This is a genomic window from Telluria sp. ZT3P26 (assembly GCF_059686035.1).
In genome coordinates, this window is record NZ_JCASII010000001.1 from 401,311 (window position 1) to 419,709 (window position 18,399).

The window sequence follows — 18,399 nt, forward strand, 5'->3', positions numbered from 1 at the left end:
ATCACTGACCGCGCAGGAAGAGCTTGTCGAGCGCAGAAATCTCGAGCTGCACCCAGGTCGGGCGGCCGTGGTTGCACTGGTCGGCGCGTTCGGTGCTTTCCATCTGGCGCAGCAGCGCGTTCATTTCAGGCTGGCTCAGGATGCGGTTGGCGCGCACCGCCGTGTGGCAGGCGAGGGTGCCCAGCAGCTCGTTGCGCCGTTCGATCAGCACGCGCGAGCCGCCGAATTCGCGCACGTCGCGCAGCACGTCGCGCGCCAGCGTTTGCGCATCGGCGTTCTTGAGCAGCGTCGGCACGCTGCGCACTGCCAGCGTCGTCGGCGACAGGGCCGCGATGTCGAAGCCCAGCGTTGCCAGCGTGTCCGCATGTTCGTGCACGGTGGCGACCTCCATCGCGTCGGCGTAGAACGTCACCGGGATCAGGAGCGCCTGCACCTGCATTTCCTGGCCCTGTGCCTGGGCGTCGAGTGCATTCTTGATCTGCTCGTACAGGATGCGCTCGTGCGCCGCGTGCATGTCGACCAGCACCAGACCGCGCGTGTTCTGCGCCAGGATGTAGATGCCGTGCAGCTGGGCCAGCGCGAAGCCAAGCGGGAAGTCGTCGTTCGACAGCGGCTTGTCGGCGGCCGTCATGGGCACCGGCACCGGCACCGCGGCCGTGCTGGCTGCATCGGAGGCAAACAGCGCGCCGTAGGCTTCAAGCCGTTGGGGCACGCCGCCACCGGTGGCGGCATCGTCCCAGCGGCTGCCCGCTGCGTACGGCGATGGCGAGAAGGTCTGCGTCAGTTGCGCGCCGAACGAGGTCTGCTCGTGCGGGCGCTGTTGCTGCGACGGCGACTGCGACAGTTGCGAGGTTTGCCATAGCGGCGTGCCGCTCGGGCGCACCTCGGCCGCGGTCATCGGCCCCGGCACGCTGCCGTGCGCTGTGGCCGACGTCTGCGCCAGCGTGCGCTGCACTGCGTGGAACACGAACTGGTGCACCGCGCGGCTGTCGCGAAAGCGCACCTCGGTTTTCGACGGGTGCACGTTGACGTCGACCAGCGCCGGGTCGAGGTCGAGCGAGAGCACATAGGCCGGGAAGCGGTCGCCGTGCAGCACGTCCTGGTAGGCTGCCTTGACCGCGTGCACCAGCACCTTGTCGCGCACGAAGCGTCCGTTTACGTAAAAGAACTGGCCGTCGGCGCGCGCCTTCGAGGCGGTCGGCAGGCCCACGTAGCCGTGCAGGTGCAGCGGGCCGGCCGCTTCATCCAGCGCCAGGCGCGCCTCGGCAAAATCGCTGCCCAGGATGTGGGCGCTGCGCTTGGCCGCTTCGCTGACGTTCCAGTGGTCGATCGTGCGGCCGTTGTGCGACAGGCTGAAGGCGACATCGGGGCGCGACAGCGCGATGCGGCGCACGACTTCGGCGCAGTGCGCGTATTCGGTTTGTTCGGACTTGAGGAACTTGCGCCGCGCCGGCGTATTGAAGTACAGGTCCTGTACGTCGATCGTGGTGCCGCAGGCGCCGGACGATGGCGCCACCACGCCTTCGTGCGAGCCGACGATCTCGAACGCGTGCGCAGCGTCGGCCGTGCGCGAGGTCACGCGCACCGAGGCGACCGAGGCAATCGAGGCCAGCGCTTCGCCGCGAAAGCCCAGCGTGCCGACGTTTTCCAGGTCGCTCAGCGAAGCGATCTTCGACGTCGCGTGGCGCGACAGCGCGAGGGGCAGCTGCTCGGGCGCGATACCGCGGCCGTTGTCGGTGATGGCGATGCGTTTGACGCCGCCTTCTTCCAGGCGGATCGTGATCGTCGTCGAACCGGCGTCGAGCGCGTTTTCCAGCAACTCCTTGACGACGGCCGAGGGCCGCTCGACCACTTCGCCGGCGGCGATCTGCGAAATGAGCTGGTCGGGAAGCTGCTGGATGGGACGGATGGTCGGGGCAGGGGCGTTCATCCGCAGATTATAGCCCGCCCAAAAAGAGCCGGATCGTCCCCGGCTGCAAATTGCGCCGCCGCCCCTGTGGCTTCAGGGCTGCTCGCGCACGGGAATCGGCACGTTGCACAGGTCGATCGCGCCGGCCGCTACCTTGCTCCACGGCCCGCCGCGGTTGCGCTGGGCGTCGATCACGGCCTGGAACGCGGCGCTGTCCGAACGCATGACCTCGAGCTTGCTGCGCTCGGCGGGCGGCACGTCGGCCGCCATGCGCACGCTGGCGATCGGCGTGCGCTGTTCGGCCTTCTCGTAAAAGCCCGCAGCGCCGGTCCCGCGCGGCATGACGGTGAGCAGCGGCATGCCGGCCACGATGCGGCCCACGACCGTGATGTTGCGGTCCAGGTGGCGCGGCGCGTGGCCGATCACCGTGTAGAGCTGCGAGCCATTGCCGGTGTCGGCGCCGTTGTCGCGCGCCACGCCGATCATCGCGTAGCAGTGCGGCAGCCAGGTCTGTTTGGTGGCCGGATTGCGCGCGACGGGAAAGCCGTCGACGTGACCGATTTGCGGCGCGTAGACGTCGCGCTCCTTCAGGTGCGTGAAGGCATCGTTCTTCGTGTACGGCACGGTGAATTCGGCGGGCACGGTCTTGGCGGCCTTGAACGGGCGCGGCTTTTCTTCATCCGGATCGCCCCATTGCACGACGAAGCCATCCTGCGCGCGCATCACCCACAAGCCGTCGAAATAGCGTTCGCGCACCAGCGCGCGGATATTGGCGACCGTGTTCGGCGCGAAGCGCGGCGCCAGTTCGATGACGACGCGGCCCGTCGGCAGCTCGATGTACATCGTGTTCTCGGGGTCGAGCGCGCGCCAGTCGGCTGCTTTGGACGCTTTCACCACATCGGCCACCGTCAGCCTGGGTGGCAATTCCTGGTCAGCCTTGGCTGGCGCGGCGTGCGCGCCTGAGACGGCCAGCAGCGCGCACAGCGCCGCGCCGACGGTTGCCTGGATTGTCGTCTTGTTTGATGACGCTGCCTGCATCTGCTCCCCCTGTCGTTGTAAGTATCGGGCAATTGTAGTCGAGGGCGCAGCGTGTGGGGCGGGCGATGCAAGAATGACACGGGATGTTGTCGCGAAGGCTTGCAAACTGGCTAATCCGACGAATTAAGTCCCTATGTTGCCGGTGCGCACTCAAGTTACAGGCGCCGGGTCCGATAAAGGAGGGAGAGAATCAAACTATCCGAAAATCACATGCGTAACCTGATCGCACTTTGTACGCTGGGCCTGGTCACTGCCCTGGCACAGGCGAACGAACCGACACCGAAGACTGCCAAGCCCGTGGCCGAGCCGGCCAAGCCTGCGATCGCCTCCATCCGGCCGAATCTGAAGCCGGCCGCGGCTGCGCCTGCTGCTGCCGCTGCGCCCGCGAAATCCGAAGAAGATACCGAGGTCGACCTGTCGGTGCGTATCGCCGAAAAGCTCGCCGAGCTGCGCGCCAAGCAGGCCCTGCGCGCCGAAGAAGCCGCGCGCGCCCGCAAGGCCGCCGACGCGCGCCGCAAGAGGGAAGCGGCGATGGTGGCGGCCGTGGCCGTCGAAGCGGCCAAACCGAAGAACGGTACGCACTGGAGTTATGACGGTGAATTCGGGCCCGAGAACTGGTCCAAGATCAATACCGCATGGGCGGCCTGCAATGCGGGCAACCGCCAGTCGCCGATCGACCTGCGCGACGGCATCAAGGTCAACCTCGAGCAGATCACATTCGATTATCAGCCGAGCTCGTTCAACGAGATCGACAACGGCCACACGGTGCAGGTCAATGTCGCGGGCGGGAACTTCCTGACCGTGGGCGGCACCACGTACGAGTTGCAGCAGTTCCACTTCCACCGGCCGGGCGAAGAACGCGTCAATGGCCGCGGCACCGAGATGGTGGTGCACATGGTGCACAAGAGCTACGACAACAAGATCGCCGTGCTGGCGGTGCAGCTCGAGCGTGGCGATGCCAATCCGATGATCCAGACCGTGTGGAACAACCTGCCGCTGGAAAAGCTGACGACCGTGACGCCCTCGATCGTGCTGAACGTGAACGAGATCCTGCCGGCGCGGCGCGACTACTTCACGTACATGGGCTCGCTAAGCGAACCGCCCTGTACCGAGAACGTGCTGTGGATCGTGATGAAGCAGCCAATGACGGCCTCGCCGCAGCAGATGGCGCTGTTTTCGCGGTTGTATCCGTACAATGCGCGGCCTGTGCAGCCGAGCAATGGACGGATGATCAAGGAATCAATGTAACAGCGCGATGTAACTGCTCAGCTGACCTTGTAGCGGCCTTCCCAGGCCGTGCCGGGTGCGAGCTGCACCGGCGTCAGCTGCGCCGGTTCGATGCAGACGAAGCGCTGATACTCTTCGTCTTCCATGTCGGCCAGCGCCGCCGAGTCGGCTGCACCCGGATTCCACACGACCGCATCGGAAAAGCCTTCCTGCTCGAGCGTCAGCACGCGTGCCCAGGTGCCCAGGAAGATGGTGTCGTCGACCTGTTCGTACACCACGTCGAGCTTGTCGGCGATCGACAGCGTGCCCGCTTCGAGCCCTTCGATGCGCACGTCGGCCAGGTGCGGCACCAGGTGGTAGCTGTGCAGCGCCGCCGCAAACGGAAACGCGGCATCGCCCGTGTTACGTACATTGAAAGCCATGATCAGTTCGTTGGCGCGCACGGCCACGCGCAGCTGCAGCGCGAACCGGTGCGGCCACGCGCCTGCCAGTGCCGGCGGCAGGTCGGCCTCGTTCAAACCAAACACGGCCCACGCCGCGCCATCCTCGACGCCGCTGTCTTCCAGGCGCCAGGTGGCCACGCGCGCAAAGCCATGGCGCATGCCGTCGCCCTGTTCGGCGAACTGCGGAAAGATCACCGGCACGCCGCCACGGATCGCGCGGCTGCCGTCGAGCGCCGAGCGGGCGCTCAGGAACATGCGCTCGCCGCCGTCGGCCCCGTGCCACGAGACCAGATGCGCGCCGTACAGCGTGACGACGGCGGTGGCACCGTCGGGCGCCGTGATGCGAATGGCAGGCAGCTGCCCGAAAGTGATGTGGTCCATGTCAGGTCTGGCGGCTCTTGGCCATTGGCGGGTTGTCGGCGAAATAACGGCGGATGCCGTTCGTGATGGCGTTGGCCAGCTGGTCCTGGTAGCCGTTGTCGTTCAGGCGCGCTTCTTCCTGCGGGTTCGAGATGAAGGCGGTTTCGACCAGGATCGACGGAATGTCCGGCGCCTTCAGCACGGCAAAGCCGGCCTGCTCGACCGAAGCCTTGTGCAGCCGGTTGATGCCGCCGATTTCGCGCAGCACGGCCTTGCCGAGCTTGAGGCTGTCGGTGATCTGCGCCGTCGTCGACAGGTCGAACAGCACGCTGGCAAGCTGCCGGTCGGCGCTGCCGCCGGCCAGGTTCACGCCGCCCACGAGGTCGGCCCGGTTCTGGTCGTTGGCCAGCCAGCGCGCGGCGCTGGAACTGGCGCCTTTTTCGGACAGCACGAACACCGACGAGCCGCGCGCCGTGGGTGAAACCCAGGCATCGGCATGGATCGAGACGAACAGGTCGGCCTGCACCTTGCGTGCTTTTTCCACGCGGGTATTGAGCGGCACGAAGAAGTCGCCGTCACGGGTGAGCATCACGCGCGTGTTGGGCAATTGTTCGAGCTTGTTCTTGAGGCGCTTGGCCACTTCGAGCACGATGTCCTTTTCGCGGCTGCCATTGGCGCCGATCGCGCCCGGGTCTTCGCCGCCGTGGCCCGGATCGAGCGCGATGGTGACCATGCGCGCCACTTTCTGGGACGGGCGTGCACCGGCCCTGCCGGGCGTGGGCTGCACCGCCTGGGCCGGCGGTGTGCCGCGCAGGCCCGAGATCTCTGCTTCGAGCCGGGCGATGGCATCCGGCGCGGCGTTCGGCTGGGTGCGCGGCGCCACTGGCGGCGGGGTCGGGATCTGCACCGGCGGCGTGGTGGCAACGATGGCGCCTGCCGCTGCGGCAGTGCCCGGTCCGATGGCGCCGGACGGCGGCAGCACGGTGGCCGGCATCGTGGCGCCCGGCGGACCGGATACCGGGTCACCCAGCGCCGGCGTGCCGGCTGCCACGGTCTTGGTCGGGCCGGTGCTCCATTCGCCGCTTTCGATCATCGCCGCGATCGGGTCGACCGGCGTGACCGGGTACAGGTCGAAGATCAGGCGGTGCTGGTAGCCGGCCACGGGCGCGAGCGTAAACACTTGCGGCTTGACCTCGGCTTTCAGGTCGAACACCAGGCGCACGACGTTCGGCCGGTTCTGGCCCACGCGCACCTGCTTGATGTACGGGTCGTTCGATTCGATCTTGGCCACCAGGCTCTTGAGCGTGGGGCTCAGGCCCAGGCCGTCGATGTCGACGACCAGGCGCGGCGGATCGGGAATCAGGAAATGCTCGGTCTTGAGGTCGGTGTCGTTTTCAAGCGTGACGCGGGTGTACTCGGGCGCGGGCCAGACGCGCACCGCGAGAATCTGGTTGGCGCTGGCGGGCAGTGGGGCGACGACGGACAACAGCAGCGTCCCGCCGGCCTTGAGCATGACGCGGCGGCGTGCGGAGGGCGTACTTACTGGTGCGGCGGGGGGAAAGCGAGACGATCGAGGCATAGCAGGCCCAATTCAGACAACGCTTGCAATTCTACAGCACGACCGTTGCCGCTGACGCTCAGCAGTAAACGGATGTCCGGCGGCGGTAACACGGGCTCGCCTTTTTCGGGCCACTCGACGATGCAGACGTTGTGGCCGTCGAAATCTTCGCGAAAGCCGGCGTCCAGGAATTCTTCCGGACTCGACATGCGATACAGATCGTAGTGGATCACGCTCAGCGGTTGATGGTCAAGCGTCACGTTGTACGGCTCCGACAACGTGTAGGTCGGGCTCTTGACCGTGCCCGTGTGACCCAGCGCGCGCAGCAGGGCGCGGGTGAGGGCGGTCTTGCCGGCGCCCAGGTCGCCGTGCAGGTAGATGACCAGGCCGGGCGCCAGCGCGCGGGCTAGCGCGCCGCCCAGTGCATCGGTGGCCGACTCGTCCGGCAAATAGTGGTGCAAGTGCGCTTTGATGGGCTGCATGGCATAAAATAGCGTGTTGTACTGCATTCTTTTCTTGTGGTGTTCCCACCCCGGTATGTCCGATTCCCCAACCTCATCCGTCGACCTGCCCCAGCTAGCGCGCGCCATCAAGGGATGGGGCGCGGGGCTGGGCTTTGCCGACGTGCGCATTGCCGATGTCGATCTGGGGCACCTGGAAGCGGGCCTGCAAGCCTGGCTGGATGCGGGGTACCACGGCGAGATGGATTATATGGCAACCCACGGCATGAAGCGTGCGCGGCCGGCTGAACTCGTCCCTGGCACCGTGCGCGCGATCGTGGTGCGGATGGACTATCTGCCGACCGAACGCCAGGACGACTGGCGCGCCACGGAACGCCTGCGCCAGGCTGACCCGAATGCGGCCGTCGTGTCGGTGTATGCGCGGGGCCGCGACTACCACAAGGTGCTGCGCAACCGGCTGCAGGCGCTGGCCGAGAAGATCCAGCAAGAAATCGGGCCGTTCGGGTTTCGCGTGTTCACCGACTCGGCGCCCGTGATGGAATTGCCGCTGGCCGAAAAAGCGGGCCTGGGCTGGCGCGGCAAGCACACGCTGCTGCTGTCGCGCGCGGCCGGTTCCACCTTCTTCATCGGCGAAATCCTGATCGACCTGCCGCTGCCGGTGGATCCGCCCACCGGCAAGCATTGCGGCGGCTGCACGGCCTGCATCGACATGTGCCCGACCGGCGCCATCCTGGGCCCGGGCAAGCTCGACGCGCGGCGCTGCATCTCGTACCTGACCATCGAGCTGAAAAGCAGCATCCCCGAAGAGTTGCGCCCGCTGATCGGTAACCGCATCTACGGCTGCGACGATTGCCAGGTCGCGTGCCCGTGGAACAAGTTCGCGCAGCGGGCGCAGGTGCCGGATTTCGATGAGCGCAACGGCCTGGGCGAGGGTGACCTGGTGGGCCTGTTCGCATGGGAAGAAGCGGAATTCAACCGGCGCATGGAAGGCAGCCCGATCCGGCGCATCGGGCACGAGCGCTGGTTGCGCAATCTGGCGGTGGGCCTTGGCAATGCGGCGGATCAGTTGCCCGGCGATGCAGCCATCGTGGCGGCACTGCAAGGGCGGGCCGATCATCCATCGGAACTGGTACGCGAGCATGTGGCGTGGGCGCTGGCGCGCCACGGCGCCCGGCCCCATCCGGCCACCTAAACGTCGATGCGTTTCAGGCGCAGCGCCGACCAGTCGCCGTCGATCGAAATCATGGCCACGCCGGTGATGCCATGCTCCCTGGCATAGGCGTTGATCGAATCACGGTTGATGTCGGTCGCCTTCGACGCCGTCTGCTTCAGGTACGCGATCCAGAGCGAGCCGGTGGCGTTCAGCTGTTGTCTGGCGAGCGGCAGGTAATGCGCGAGGTCGTTCTGACCCATGCAAAACATCAGAATGACGTCGAACGGCCCGTCCCCTTGTTTGACGATGTCGGCCGGCATCTGCGCCGCGACGGTCGGATTGGCTTGGCCATTGAGCACGAGCATTGATTTCGCCGTGCGTAAAAACATTTTGTCTGCAACTGTCTTTTCGTTCATGCGCGTTCCCTGAAAGAGCCTGTGCATCGCGGCGCCCTGGCCGCGGCGCGTTCAGACATTATTTTACAAGGCTTGCAGCGGACCGTTCAGACCCTTGACGCGCGGAAAATGAAGACAGTGTGAAGGCAGCGCGGGCGCGCCGCCGGTATTTACTTGAGCAAGCCGGCCAGTTCGACCGCCGTCTTGACCTGCATCTTGTCGAAGATGTGGGCCCGGTGCACTTCGACCGTGCGCATGCTGATGCCGAGCTTGTCGGCCACGACCTTGTTCATCATGCCGGCCAGGATCAGGTCGAGCACTTCGCGTTCGCGCGTCGACAGCGTTGCCAGCCGCGCCTGCACTGCAGCGGATGTGGCTGCCTTGCGCGAGGCCGCCAGCGCTTCTTCGACGCGGTCCATCAAGACATTGTCGTTGAACGGTTTCTCGAAGAAATCAAAGGCGCCGCGCTTGAGGGAATCGACCGCCATCGGGACTTCGCCGTGGCCCGTCAGAAAAATCACCGGCAGGCGCGGCAGCAGGCCGCGGCCGATCAACTGGTCGAACACGGCAATGCCGTTCATGCCGGGCATGCGCACGTCGAGCAGGACGCAGTCGCCGCTGCCGTCGAGATCCTTGATGACATCGAGAAATTCCTGGCCGCCGGGATAGCTGCGCACGTTGAGGCCGCGCGATTGCGCCAGCCAGGCGAGCGAATCGCGTATGACTTCTTCGTCGTCGACGATGTGCAGCATGGGAGGTCTCCGTAATGGTCGGGCAGGGCGCCGCACGCGATTCTAGCCGACCGCCCGACTCCCTGCCTGCGCGGGCAGCGAAAACGTGAACACGGTGCCGCCGGGCGGATACGGCGCGTGACTCAGGGTGCCGCCGTGGAACTCGATCGCCGTGCGGCAGATCGACAGACCCATGCCCATGCCCTCGGCCTTGGTCGAATAGAACGGCGAAAACAGCCGCTCGGCCACTTCCGCCGAGATGCCATGGCCGCGGTCGATCACCGAGACGGCCACCTGATCATCGATGTGCGCTGCCTCGATGCGCAGCACGCGCTGGTCGGGCACGGTGTCCTGCATCGCCTGGATGCCGTTGCGCGTGAGGTTCAGCAGCACCTGCTCGAGCAGGACGCGGTCGGCCAGCACCGGCGGCAAGCCCGGTGGCAGGTGCACGCGCAGCACCACGCCGGCCTGGCGCGCCTGCAATTCGATCAGCGCATGCACGCTGGCAATGACGCTGCGGATCGTCAGTTCCTGGCGCAGCGGTTCGCGTTTTTTGACGAACTCGTGCACGCTGCGGATGATCTGGCCGGCGCGCTGGGCTTGCTGGCGCGCCTGTTCCAGCGCGTGGCGCAGCATGCCGGGCTTGACTTCCTGGCCGGCGCCGGCGGCGCGGTCGAGCATGTTCAGCGCGCCGACCGTGTAGCTCGAGATGGCGGCCAGCGGCTGGTTCAGTTCGTGCGCCAGCATCGACGACAGCTCGCCCATCGTGGCCAGGCGGGCGCTGGCCTGCAGTTTTTCTTCCTGCTGGCGGTTGAGTTCCTCGACGCGCTTGCGATCCGTGATGTCGAGCACCGAACTCATCCAGCCGGTATGGCGCCCGTCGACATCGACCAGCGGCGACTCGAACACCAGCACCGGCACCCGCACTTCGTCGGGCCGCTGGAACACGGTTTCGAACTGCGGCGTGACCTTGCCCGACAGGATGCCCTGGAAGCGGTCTTCGTATTCGGCCATCGCTTCGGGCGCCCAGTACGCCATCGGCGGCTTCTTGCCGATCAATTCTTCCTGCGACAGGCCGACGATCTGGCAAAAGGCCCGGTTCACGTACGTCACGCGGCCCTCGAGGTCGCGCGCGCGCAGGCCCGTGATCAGCGAGTTTTCCATGGCCGTGCGAAACGCCATTTGCTGGCGCAGCGCGGCCTCGGCCGCCAGCGTGCGCGAGATGTGGCGCCACAGCGCCGCCAGGCTCATCAAGAGGCCAAGGGCCAGCACGATCACCGAACCCACCAGCAGGTTCGGCAGCAGTTGCGGCGCGCGCTTGACGCTGTTGGTCGACAGCACCAGCTGGGCGCCGGGCAGGTCGAGCTCGCGCTGGTGCGTGTAGACGTTGCGGCCCGGGCCGCCCGACGCGCGCCGCGCCACTGGCAGTTCGTTGCGGTCGAGCAGGGTCAGCGCATTGTCCTGCGCGAACCACCACGGTACCGTTTCATCGAGCAGCACCTGCAGGCTGTAGGTGGCCACCAGGCTGCCGGCGAACTGGCCGCCGCGAAACAGCGGCAGGTAGTAGTCGATCACGCCGTGGGTCGATGCCGTGGCGCCGTAGGGCACGCTGTAGCGGCCGCGCCGGATCGAGCGCGCCATCTCCCCGGCCAGCAATGTGGCAGGCGGCAGGCCGGCGGCAGGCAGGTCGCTGCCGTGGATGGCTTGCTGGACGCCGTCGGCATCGCTCCAGACCACGCGCACCAGTTCCGGGCCATTGGTAAACATCTGGCGGAAGCGCGCTGACAGCTTGGCCGGCGGCAGCGGCGCGACGACGAGGTCGGCGCCGAGCGCGGCCAGTGCTTCCTCGCTGCGCGCCAGCTCGAAGCGCAGGGTCTGTTCGACCCACAGCGTATCTGCAATCAATTGCTCTTGCCGGTCGTTGCTCTCCATCTGGCGCGCCTGCCATGGCAGCCAGATCAGCACGGCCAGGAACAGCAGGACCAGCAGGATCGGTACCATCCAGCGCAGGAAGCGCCAGCCGCGCGAGCGCGCGCGCGGCTCGGGCTCGGCGTCCAGGTCGTCGGTCGCCCCGGGCTGGATGAATGGAAATTTCATGCAAGGTCCTGTTTTGGTTACACTGTCGGGCGCATTGTGGCATCGCCGCGATGGCGGGCAATGCGGCATCCACCAGTGTAACGTTTCATCAGGAAGAATCGAATCGTCATGCAACTCAATTCCCTGGCCATGCGCGCGCTGTGCGCTGCGCTGGCCGCAGCCGCAAGTATGAATGCCTGGGCACAAGGGCCGATCGTGATCAAGTTCAGTCACGTGGTGGCGCCCGATACGCCCAAGGGCCGCGCTGCCGAGCGTTTCAAGGCGCTGGCCGAGCAAATGACGCGCGGCCAGGTCAGGGTGGAAGTCTATCCGAACAGCCAGCTGTACAAGGACCGCGAAGAACTCGAGGCGCTGCAACTGGGCGCCGTGCAGATGCTGGCGCCGTCGCTGGCCAAGTTTTCGCCGCTGGGCGTGCGCGAATTCGAAGCGTTCGACCTGCCATATATCTTCCCGGACAAGGCCGCGCTGTACAAGGTGACGGAAGGGCGCATCGGGCGCGAGCTGCTGCGCAAGCTCGAACCGAAGGGCATCACCGGCCTGGCCTTCTGGGACAATGGTTTCAAGGTCATGTCGGCCAATCAGCCGCTGGTCGCGCTGAAGGATTTCGACGGCGTGCGCATGCGCATCCAGGCCTCCATGGTGCTCGACGCGCAGATGCGTGCGCTGGGCGCGCAGCCGATGGTGCTGGCGTTTTCCGAAGCCGCGCCGGCCCTGCGCGATGGTGTGGTGGAGGGCACGGAAAACACGCCGTCCAATATGTACACGCAGCGCATGCACGAGACGCAGAAACACCTGACCGTGTCGAACCACGGCTATCTGGGCTACGCCGTGATCGTCAACAAGAAGTTCTGGGACGGCCTGCCCACGGCGACCCGCACGATCCTGACGCGGGCGATGCGCGAAGCGACCGTGTATGAAAAGCAGATTGCCCAGCGCGCCAATGACGAAGCGATGGAAAAAATCCGCCAGTCGGGCACGACCGTGATCCATACGCTCAATCCGGCGCAGCAGGCCGAATGGCGCCGTGCACTGCAGCCGGTGTACAGCCAGATGGAAAGCCGTATCGGCAAAGAGACCGTGCATGCTATCCTGCGCGAAGTTGCACGCTGAGCGTCAAAGCGTGGTCACCAAAGCATTTTGTTTATAAGTAAAACAATTTTCTGTTTTTGTGACCTAAAAGATACATTTTCTATAAGCATTTGCGTTATCATGGCGCTCATACGCACTGAAGTGGTGCGGCGCAGGGCCAGCAACATGCAGTACAGGTTTTGGGGGAGCATTGCTATAAGAACGGTATTCGTACCGGAGAATATTCGAGGAGACAGCACGTTTTACAGAAGTCGTTGGCACTGCCAAACGACCGGAGACGTGACCCGAATTGGAGCGCACCAGATGGTGCGCTTTTTTTTCGCCTGTTTTTCATGTGCTGATACCAAACGACTGGCCGCGCACTCGCTGCGGCGGGTAAGATGCCGGGGTGCCTGCCAGCGGGATGGTCCCGTTGCCGCGCACTGCCAACCGCCGCCATGAAGCCAGATCGCGCCTCCCTGTTGTTCAATGCCATCGTACCGGCGCCCTTTGGCGCGCTGGGCATCCGCACGGACGGTGACAAGGTCTGCGAGCTGGTCTACCTGCCGCCATCGTTCGCCGAAAAAAGCGCCGACAACGCGCTTGCCGGGGAGGCGGCGCAGCAGGTTGCGCGCTATCTGCAGGATCCTGACTTCGTGTTCGACCTGCCGCTGCTGGAAGCCGGCACTGAATTCCAGCGCAAGGTCTGGCAACACATCCACGCGATCCCGCGCGGCGCCGTGCGCACCTACGGGCACCTGGCGCGCGTGATCGGTTCGGCCCCGCGCGCCGTCGGCCAGGCCTGCGGCGCCAACCGGTTCCCGCTCGTGATCCCGTGCCACCGCGTCACCGCCACCGGCGGCCTGGGCGGCTTTGCCAACCAGGATGACGAAAACGGTTTCCATCTGTCCGTCAAACGCTGGTTGCTGCGCCACGAAGGCGCCACCGCAAGCCCATGGCAACAACAGTCGATCTTTCCCTGATCGACGAGTTCTGCGACACGCTCTGGCTGGAACAGGGCCTGGCCAAGAACTCGCTCGATGCCTACCGGCGCGACATGCGCCTGTTCGCCACCTGGCTGCATGCGCATCATCCCGAGCGCGGCCTGCTGGCCGTCGGCGCGGATGACCTGGCCGCCTATTTTGCCGAGCGCCATCCCGACTCGCGCCCGAGCACGGCCAACCGCCGGCTGTCGGTGCTCAAGCGCTTCTACGGGCTGGCGCTGCGCCGTAACCGCATCGAGGCCGATCCGTGCCTCAAGATGGCATCCGCGCGCCAGCCGACCCGTTTCGTGCACACGGTGAACGAAAGCCAGGTCGAGGCGCTGCTTGCGGCACCGGACGTGGCCACGCCACTGGGCCTGCGCGAACGCACGATGCTCGAGCTGATGTATGCCAGCGGCTTGCGGGTGTCGGAACTGGTGGCCCTGAAGCTGGTGGAAGTGAGCCTGAACGATGGCGTGCTGCGCGTGACGGGCAAGGGCAGCAAGACGCGCCTGGTGCCGTTTGGCGAAGAGGCGCGGCGCTGGATCGAGCGCTACCTGAAGGATGCGCGCGGCATCATCCTCAATGGCCAGATGGATGACGCCCTGTTCGTGACAAGCCGCGGTGGGCCGATGTCGCGCCAGATGTTCTGGATCCTGATCAAGAAGCACGCCAAGAAAGCCGGCATCACCGGGCCGCTGTCGCCGCACACGCTGCGCCACGCATTCGCCACGCACCTGCTTAATCACGGCGCCGACCTGCGCGTGGTGCAACTGCTGCTGGGCCACGCCGATATCTCGACCACGCAGATTTACACGCATGTGGCGCGCGAACGACTCAAGCGCCTGCACACCGAGCACCACCCCCGCGGTTAGCGTTAAGGCAAGCCGGGATCGGCGCGGTAGTCCATAATGGCCGGTCAGGACGGTAGCCCCTACCGCTCCATCATATCGAGGTGACTATGGCACGGAATAATTTTCAATACGAAAAACGGCAACGGGAACTCGACAAGAAGCGCAAGGCCGACGACAAGGCCAAGCGCAAGCTCGAACCAAAGAATGATCTCGATGCCGACGGCAATGTCATCGTGCAAGACAGCAGTAACGACAGCGACAGCGAGGCCGTGGCCCCGGCAGCCGTGCCTGCCAGCCCCGCTTGATCTCATCATTGAACTAACCGCGGTAATTGCAGTCTGAGCCATCTGAATGCGACAAGCGGGCAGCTGGCTGCCCGACCTGACGGGTGGGTGCAATTGCCTCGCTGCCAGCACGCAGCGCCGCGTCGCAAACGAAGCGTGTCTCGCAGCATGCCAATGACAGGCTTGTCTTCCTGATTGCTGTCACTGCCCAAGCGAAAGGCGCTGCCATGAGCAAGCCATTGCCAGACCCCCCGGAGCGTGCGGCAGCCAGGCAGGCCGGGTTCGACTGGGCCGGGGGCAACCCGCAGGCCTTTGGCTGGCTCTACCATTTCGTCACCGCCCTCGAAGCGGCGCCGGTGGTTGCCGTGCACTCGATGGACCGCGCCGGCATCATCCGCTTCTGGAACCACGCCAGCGAAGAACTTTACGGCATCCGCGCCATCGACGCGGTCGGCCGGGCGTTTCGCGACGTGGTGTTCCACCCCGGCCGCCAGACCGAATTCGACGACGTGATCGCCACCATCTGGCGTACCGGCCAGGCGCCGCAGGCGAGCGACTGGCTGGTGCAGTCGCCGACCGGCCGCCGCCACTGGGTGTATTCCTGCTACTACCCCGTCAAGCACGACCACGTGATGGAAGAAATCTTCTGCATGGAAGTCGACATCACGGCGCGCAAAGAGGCCGAAACCAGTCTCGCGCAGGCCGCGCAGGTGTTCCAGAATGCGCGCGACGCCATCATCATGATGGATGCCCAGTACCGCGTGCGCGCCGTCAATGGCGCGTTCACCAGCATCACCGGCCATGCGCCCGAGCAGATCATCGGCCACACGCTTGCCAGCCTCGGCTGGGGTGTCGACGACGGCTTCTACGAGCGCATCTGGGCCGAGCTCGACGGCACCGACCACTGGGAAGGCGAACTGGCCAGCGCGCGCAGCAATGGCCAGCGCTATCCGGTCCGCGTCACGCTCACGGCGATTCGCGATGCGCATGGCGACGTGTCGAGCTATATGGCGATGCTGTCCGATATCAGCGAGCGCAAGCGTATCGAGGAGCAGGTGCGCCACCAGGCCGAGCACGACGCGCTCACGGGCCTGCCCAACCGGATGCTGTTCCTCGACCGGCTGCACCAGGCGCTGGCCACCTGGCGGCGCCAGGGCAACCGCTGCGCCGTCATGTTTCTCGACCTCGACAAGTTCAAGGCCATCAACGATACCTACGGCCACCAGGCCGGCGATGTGGTGCTGCGTGAAGTGGCCACACGGGTATGCGCCTGCGTGCGCCAGGTCGACACCATCAGCCGCCTGGGCGGCGACGAGTTCGTCGTGCTGCTGTCGGACATCAAGGGCGCCGACCAGGCAGCCCACGTGGCCGTCGCGGTCACCCAAGCCGTGGCGCAGCCCATCGACATTGGCGGGCAGGACGTGATGCTGTCGGCGTCAGTCGGCATCGCGCTGTGTCCCGACGATGGCGCCGATGTCGAAACCCTGCTGCACCATGCCGATGTGGCGATGTACCACGCCAAGCAGAACGGTCGCGGCGCCTTCCGCTTTTTCGATCCCGCCATGAACGCCCACGTCATCGAGCGGGTCGAGCTTGAAAACCGCTTGCGCCAGGCGCTCGACAGCAAGGAATTCATGCTGCAATACCAGCCTGAAATTGAAGTGGCAACCGGGCGCGTCACATCGGTCGAAGCCTTGCTGCGCTGGCGCCATCCGCAACGGGGGCTGTTGCTGCCGCACGAATTCCTGCCGGTGGCCGAAGATTCCGGGCTGATCGTCCCGATCGGCGAATGGGTGCTGCGCGCCGCGTGTCGCCGTGCGCGCGCATGGCGCCATGCCGGTGCGACCGCCACGGTGGCGGTCAATCTGTCCGATGCCCAGCTGGCGCATGACGGTTTGCTGCCGGCAATCGACGCCGCTCTCGAGAGCGCCGGCCTGCCGCCAGAGGCGCTCGAACTCGAGATCGCCGAAGACGCGCTGATCCGGGGCGAACCGGCGTTTCGCGCCACGGCGCTGGCGCTGCGCGCACGCGGTGTCCAGTTGAATGTCGACCGGTTTGGTACTGGCCTGTCGAGCCTGGAAGCATTGCGGCGCTTCCCGCTCACCAAACTGAAAATCGACCGCAGCTACGTGGGCGACGTGATGCACGATCCCGTGCATGCCGCCATGGTGCCGGCCATCATTGCGGTGGCGCGCAGCCTGCAGCTACGGGTGGTGGGGGAGGGCGTCGAGACTGCCGGGCAGCTCGACTTCTTGCGCCGCCATGGTTGCGACGATTACCAGGGGTTCTATGCCAGCGCGGCCAGTACACGGCCGAACCTGGCGCCGCATCGGCCGTGAACCTGGCGGTGTTAGCCGAAGAGCCGGATCCTGGCCAGAACCTGCCCGTGATCCGACGATTCCGGCAACGCCAGGTTCAGGTGATCGTTCAGATACACGACATCGATCACTTCTCCGATTGCATCGGGCAATGCCGGATTGAATTCCGGCGAGACCAGGATATGGTCGATCGTCGAATGCCGCGTGTCGTGCAAAATTGAATACCCCACATGGCGCTGGTGATCGAGCCGGCGCTGCACCTGGCTCGCGTCGTACAGGCGTTCGCTCAGCGGCGTACCGGCGCCCAGCACGATTTCGGTCGTCACCGAATCGGCCACGTCGTTGAAGTCGCCCAGCACGATGCGCGGGCGGCGGTGGGTGTGCGCCATGTCCGTCAGCAGCACGCGCAGCGCGGTGGCCTCGGTGCCGCGCCGGATCAGCGAGCGCAGGCATGCCAGCGCGTACAGGTGCGGGTCGGCCCCGCTGTCACTAGAGCGGTAATCGGGGCGGCGCGATTTCAGGTGCACGACGACGACGTCGATCACCACGCCCGACGGCGCAATCACGCCCGCATGCAGCGGGGCGCGCGTGAAGCGGTCCGGGTCGCGGCTGCCGGCGGGCATCGTGACATTGGCCGGGAAGGTGCCCAGCTCGGTGCCAGGCTCGGCCAGCGGCAGGCGCGAGACCAGGGCCACGCTGGGCGTCAGGCGCGCCGCGCCCGGGTCGGGATCGAAGCCGATATGGTGCGCGTCGTGATAGCGCCGCGTGCGCCGCAGGACTTCCGCCAGCACGCTCTGCGAAAAAATTTCCTGGAAGCCGATCACGTCGGCATTGATCAGGTCGAGCTGGCGCGCCGTCCAGTCCAGTTTGGCTTCGTATTCGTCGGCCGTGGTGGGGGCGAGATTGTCGTACAGGCGTGCGCCAGGCGGTGCCAGATTGAAAGTGTTGAAGGTGGCAAACCGAAGTTCTTCCTGCATAATAGAAACCCCTATTGTTCGTCTTTAGCGTAACACGCATGGCCAAGAAAGAGCACGTCTCCGAGACCCCCGCCACCCAATTCCTGCGCAAGCATGGCGTCGTGTTTTCAGAGCATCCGTATGCGTACCAGGAGCATGGTGGTACGTCGGTCTCGTCCAGTGCGCTGGGCGTGCCGGAACATGACGTGATCAAGACCCTGGTCATGCAGGATGAAGCAGCCAGGCCATTGATCGTGCTGATGCACGGCGACTGCAAGGTCTCGACCAAGAATCTGGCCCGCGCCATCCCCTGCAAGTCGGTCGAACCATGCAAGCCGGATGTGGCCCAGCGCCATTCAGGGTATCTGGTTGGTGGAACATCGCCGTTCGGCATCCGCAAGGCGCTGCCGGTGTATGTCGAAGAGAGTGTCCTGCAGCTCGAAAAAATCTACATCAACGGCGGGCGCCGCGGCTATCTGGTGGGCATCGATCCGCGCGTGCTGGTCGATGTGCTGCAGGCGCGGCCGGTGGCATGCGCCATCGCCGAGTAGCTTCGCCGCACCC

Annotated in this window: 17 protein-coding genes; 8 read left to right on the forward strand and 9 right to left on the reverse strand. The window is 65.6% G+C overall.

Going from position 1 to position 18,399, the window contains the following annotated elements; genetic code table 11:
* Position 1: 1 nt before the first annotated feature.
* Both mutL and AC56LN_RS01855 read right to left on the reverse strand, forming a co-directional pair.
* Complete coding sequence (mutL, locus tag AC56LN_RS01850) at positions 2 to 1,930, reverse strand: DNA mismatch repair endonuclease MutL (RefSeq protein WP_499569654.1); 1,929 nt, start codon at positions 1,928 to 1,930, stop codon at positions 2 to 4.
* A 72-nt stretch (positions 1,931 to 2,002) separates the two neighbouring features.
* Positions 2,003 to 2,947, reverse strand: a complete 945-nt coding sequence (locus tag AC56LN_RS01855; RefSeq protein WP_499569655.1) for a peptidylprolyl isomerase — start codon at positions 2,945 to 2,947, stop codon at positions 2,003 to 2,005.
* A gap of 210 nt (positions 2,948 to 3,157) precedes the next feature.
* Between AC56LN_RS01855 and AC56LN_RS01860 the strand changes: the two genes are divergently transcribed.
* Positions 3,158 to 4,195: a carbonic anhydrase gene (locus AC56LN_RS01860; RefSeq protein WP_499569656.1), complete on the forward strand. Its 1,038-nt coding sequence runs from the start codon at positions 3,158 to 3,160 to the stop codon at positions 4,193 to 4,195.
* 17 nt (positions 4,196 to 4,212) lie between these two features.
* On the opposite strand, the gene AC56LN_RS01865 is transcribed toward AC56LN_RS01860, so the two are convergent.
* From AC56LN_RS01865 to tsaE, 3 genes are read right to left on the reverse strand one after another with little or no spacing between them, the layout of a single operon-like run.
* The gene (locus AC56LN_RS01865; protein WP_499569657.1) at positions 4,213 to 4,998 is read right to left on the reverse strand and encodes a D-hexose-6-phosphate mutarotase; all 786 of its coding nucleotides are present in this window, start codon (positions 4,996 to 4,998) and stop codon (positions 4,213 to 4,215) included.
* A 1-nt stretch (position 4,999) separates the two neighbouring features.
* The gene (locus tag AC56LN_RS01870) at positions 5,000 to 6,556 is read right to left on the reverse strand and encodes an N-acetylmuramoyl-L-alanine amidase (RefSeq protein ID WP_499569658.1); all 1,557 of its coding nucleotides are present in this window, start codon (positions 6,554 to 6,556) and stop codon (positions 5,000 to 5,002) included.
* Positions 6,517 to 7,017 (reverse strand): tRNA (adenosine(37)-N6)-threonylcarbamoyltransferase complex ATPase subunit type 1 TsaE, encoded by a 501-nt coding sequence (gene tsaE, locus AC56LN_RS01875; protein ID WP_482900093.1) that lies wholly within the window; start codon positions 7,015 to 7,017, stop codon positions 6,517 to 6,519. Before tsaE ends, AC56LN_RS01870 begins: the two co-directional genes overlap by 40 nt.
* A gap of 55 nt (positions 7,018 to 7,072) precedes the next feature.
* On the opposite strand from tsaE, the gene queG reads away from it, so the two are divergent.
* The gene (gene queG / locus AC56LN_RS01880) at positions 7,073 to 8,188 is read left to right on the forward strand and encodes a tRNA epoxyqueuosine(34) reductase QueG (protein ID WP_499569659.1); all 1,116 of its coding nucleotides are present in this window, start codon (positions 7,073 to 7,075) and stop codon (positions 8,186 to 8,188) included.
* On the opposite strand, the gene AC56LN_RS01885 is transcribed toward queG, so the two are convergent.
* The 3 genes from AC56LN_RS01885 to AC56LN_RS01895 all read right to left on the reverse strand — a co-directional run bounded on the left by AC56LN_RS01885 (position 8,185) and on the right by AC56LN_RS01895 (position 11,372).
* Entirely contained in the window at positions 8,185 to 8,565 is a 381-nt protein-coding gene (locus tag AC56LN_RS01885) for a DUF3052 family protein (protein ID WP_499569661.1), read from the reverse strand. The two genes, queG and AC56LN_RS01885, sit on opposite strands and share 4 nt — an antisense overlap.
* A 149-nt stretch (positions 8,566 to 8,714) precedes the next feature.
* Positions 8,715 to 9,296 (reverse strand): response regulator transcription factor, encoded by a 582-nt coding sequence (locus AC56LN_RS01890; protein ID WP_332532320.1) that lies wholly within the window; start codon positions 9,294 to 9,296, stop codon positions 8,715 to 8,717.
* Between the two features lie 42 nt (positions 9,297 to 9,338).
* On the reverse strand, positions 9,339 to 11,372 hold the full coding sequence (locus tag AC56LN_RS01895) for a PAS domain-containing sensor histidine kinase (protein WP_499569663.1): 2,034 nt from the start codon (positions 11,370 to 11,372) through the stop codon (positions 9,339 to 9,341).
* Between the two features lie 123 nt (positions 11,373 to 11,495).
* Between AC56LN_RS01895 and AC56LN_RS01900 the strand changes: the two genes are divergently transcribed.
* The 5 genes from AC56LN_RS01900 (at position 11,496) to AC56LN_RS01920 (ending at position 16,900) form a co-directional block, all read left to right on the forward strand.
* Complete coding sequence (locus AC56LN_RS01900) at positions 11,496 to 12,482, forward strand: TRAP transporter substrate-binding protein (RefSeq protein ID WP_499570767.1); 987 nt, start codon at positions 11,496 to 11,498, stop codon at positions 12,480 to 12,482.
* A 416-nt stretch (positions 12,483 to 12,898) separates the two neighbouring features.
* The gene (locus tag AC56LN_RS01905) at positions 12,899 to 13,423 is read left to right on the forward strand and encodes a methylated-DNA--[protein]-cysteine S-methyltransferase (RefSeq protein WP_499569664.1); all 525 of its coding nucleotides are present in this window, start codon (positions 12,899 to 12,901) and stop codon (positions 13,421 to 13,423) included.
* Positions 13,396 to 14,298: a site-specific tyrosine recombinase XerD gene (gene xerD / locus AC56LN_RS01910; RefSeq protein ID WP_499569666.1), complete on the forward strand. Its 903-nt coding sequence runs from the start codon at positions 13,396 to 13,398 to the stop codon at positions 14,296 to 14,298. The genes AC56LN_RS01905 and xerD overlap by 28 nt, the downstream gene beginning before the upstream one ends.
* Before the next feature lie 86 nt (positions 14,299 to 14,384).
* Positions 14,385 to 14,582, forward strand: a complete 198-nt coding sequence (locus AC56LN_RS01915) for a hypothetical protein (protein WP_499569667.1) — start codon at positions 14,385 to 14,387, stop codon at positions 14,580 to 14,582.
* A gap of 206 nt (positions 14,583 to 14,788) precedes the next feature.
* Positions 14,789 to 16,900 carry a putative bifunctional diguanylate cyclase/phosphodiesterase gene (locus AC56LN_RS01920; protein WP_499569668.1) on the forward strand — a complete coding sequence of 704 codons (2,112 nt, stop codon included), beginning with the start codon at positions 14,789 to 14,791 and terminating at the stop codon, positions 16,898 to 16,900.
* 11 nt (positions 16,901 to 16,911) lie between these two features.
* Here AC56LN_RS01920 and AC56LN_RS01925 read toward each other — a convergent pair whose 3' ends face one another.
* Positions 16,912 to 17,856, reverse strand: coding sequence for an endonuclease/exonuclease/phosphatase family protein (locus AC56LN_RS01925; RefSeq protein ID WP_482900085.1), 945 nt, complete (start codon positions 17,854 to 17,856; stop codon positions 16,912 to 16,914).
* Between the two features lie 38 nt (positions 17,857 to 17,894).
* Between AC56LN_RS01925 and AC56LN_RS01930 the strand changes: the two genes are divergently transcribed.
* Positions 17,895 to 18,386, forward strand: a complete 492-nt coding sequence (locus tag AC56LN_RS01930) for an aminoacyl-tRNA deacylase (protein WP_499569669.1) — start codon at positions 17,895 to 17,897, stop codon at positions 18,384 to 18,386.
* Positions 18,387 to 18,399: the final 13 nt, after the last annotated feature.

Excerpts from the sequence above, each read along its gene's own strand:
- mutL (WP_499569654.1), bottom strand. The coding sequence starts at position 1,930 with ATGAACGCCCCTGCCCCGACCATCCGTCCCATCCAGCAGCTTCCCGAC.
- AC56LN_RS01855 (WP_499569655.1), bottom strand. The coding sequence starts at position 2,947 with ATGCAGGCAGCGTCATCAAACAAGACGACAATCCAGGCAACCGTCGGC.
- AC56LN_RS01860 (WP_499569656.1), top strand. The coding sequence starts at position 3,158 with ATGCGTAACCTGATCGCACTTTGTACGCTGGGCCTGGTCACTGCCCTG.
- AC56LN_RS01865 (WP_499569657.1), bottom strand. The coding sequence starts at position 4,998 with ATGGACCACATCACTTTCGGGCAGCTGCCTGCCATTCGCATCACGGCG.
- AC56LN_RS01870 (WP_499569658.1), bottom strand. The coding sequence starts at position 6,556 with ATGCCTCGATCGTCTCGCTTTCCCCCCGCCGCACCAGTAAGTACGCCC.
- tsaE (WP_482900093.1), bottom strand. The coding sequence starts at position 7,017 with ATGCAGCCCATCAAAGCGCACTTGCACCACTATTTGCCGGACGAGTCG.
- queG (WP_499569659.1), top strand. The coding sequence starts at position 7,073 with ATGTCCGATTCCCCAACCTCATCCGTCGACCTGCCCCAGCTAGCGCGC.
- AC56LN_RS01885 (WP_499569661.1), bottom strand. The coding sequence starts at position 8,565 with ATGAACGAAAAGACAGTTGCAGACAAAATGTTTTTACGCACGGCGAAA.
- AC56LN_RS01890 (WP_332532320.1), bottom strand. The coding sequence starts at position 9,296 with ATGCTGCACATCGTCGACGACGAAGAAGTCATACGCGATTCGCTCGCC.
- AC56LN_RS01895 (WP_499569663.1), bottom strand. The coding sequence starts at position 11,372 with ATGAAATTTCCATTCATCCAGCCCGGGGCGACCGACGACCTGGACGCC.
- AC56LN_RS01905 (WP_499569664.1), top strand. The coding sequence starts at position 12,899 with ATGAAGCCAGATCGCGCCTCCCTGTTGTTCAATGCCATCGTACCGGCG.
- xerD (WP_499569666.1), top strand. The coding sequence starts at position 13,396 with ATGGCAACAACAGTCGATCTTTCCCTGATCGACGAGTTCTGCGACACG.
- AC56LN_RS01915 (WP_499569667.1), top strand. The coding sequence starts at position 14,385 with ATGGCACGGAATAATTTTCAATACGAAAAACGGCAACGGGAACTCGAC.
- AC56LN_RS01920 (WP_499569668.1), top strand. The coding sequence starts at position 14,789 with ATGAGCAAGCCATTGCCAGACCCCCCGGAGCGTGCGGCAGCCAGGCAG.
- AC56LN_RS01925 (WP_482900085.1), bottom strand. The coding sequence starts at position 17,856 with ATGCAGGAAGAACTTCGGTTTGCCACCTTCAACACTTTCAATCTGGCA.
- AC56LN_RS01930 (WP_499569669.1), top strand. The coding sequence starts at position 17,895 with ATGGCCAAGAAAGAGCACGTCTCCGAGACCCCCGCCACCCAATTCCTG.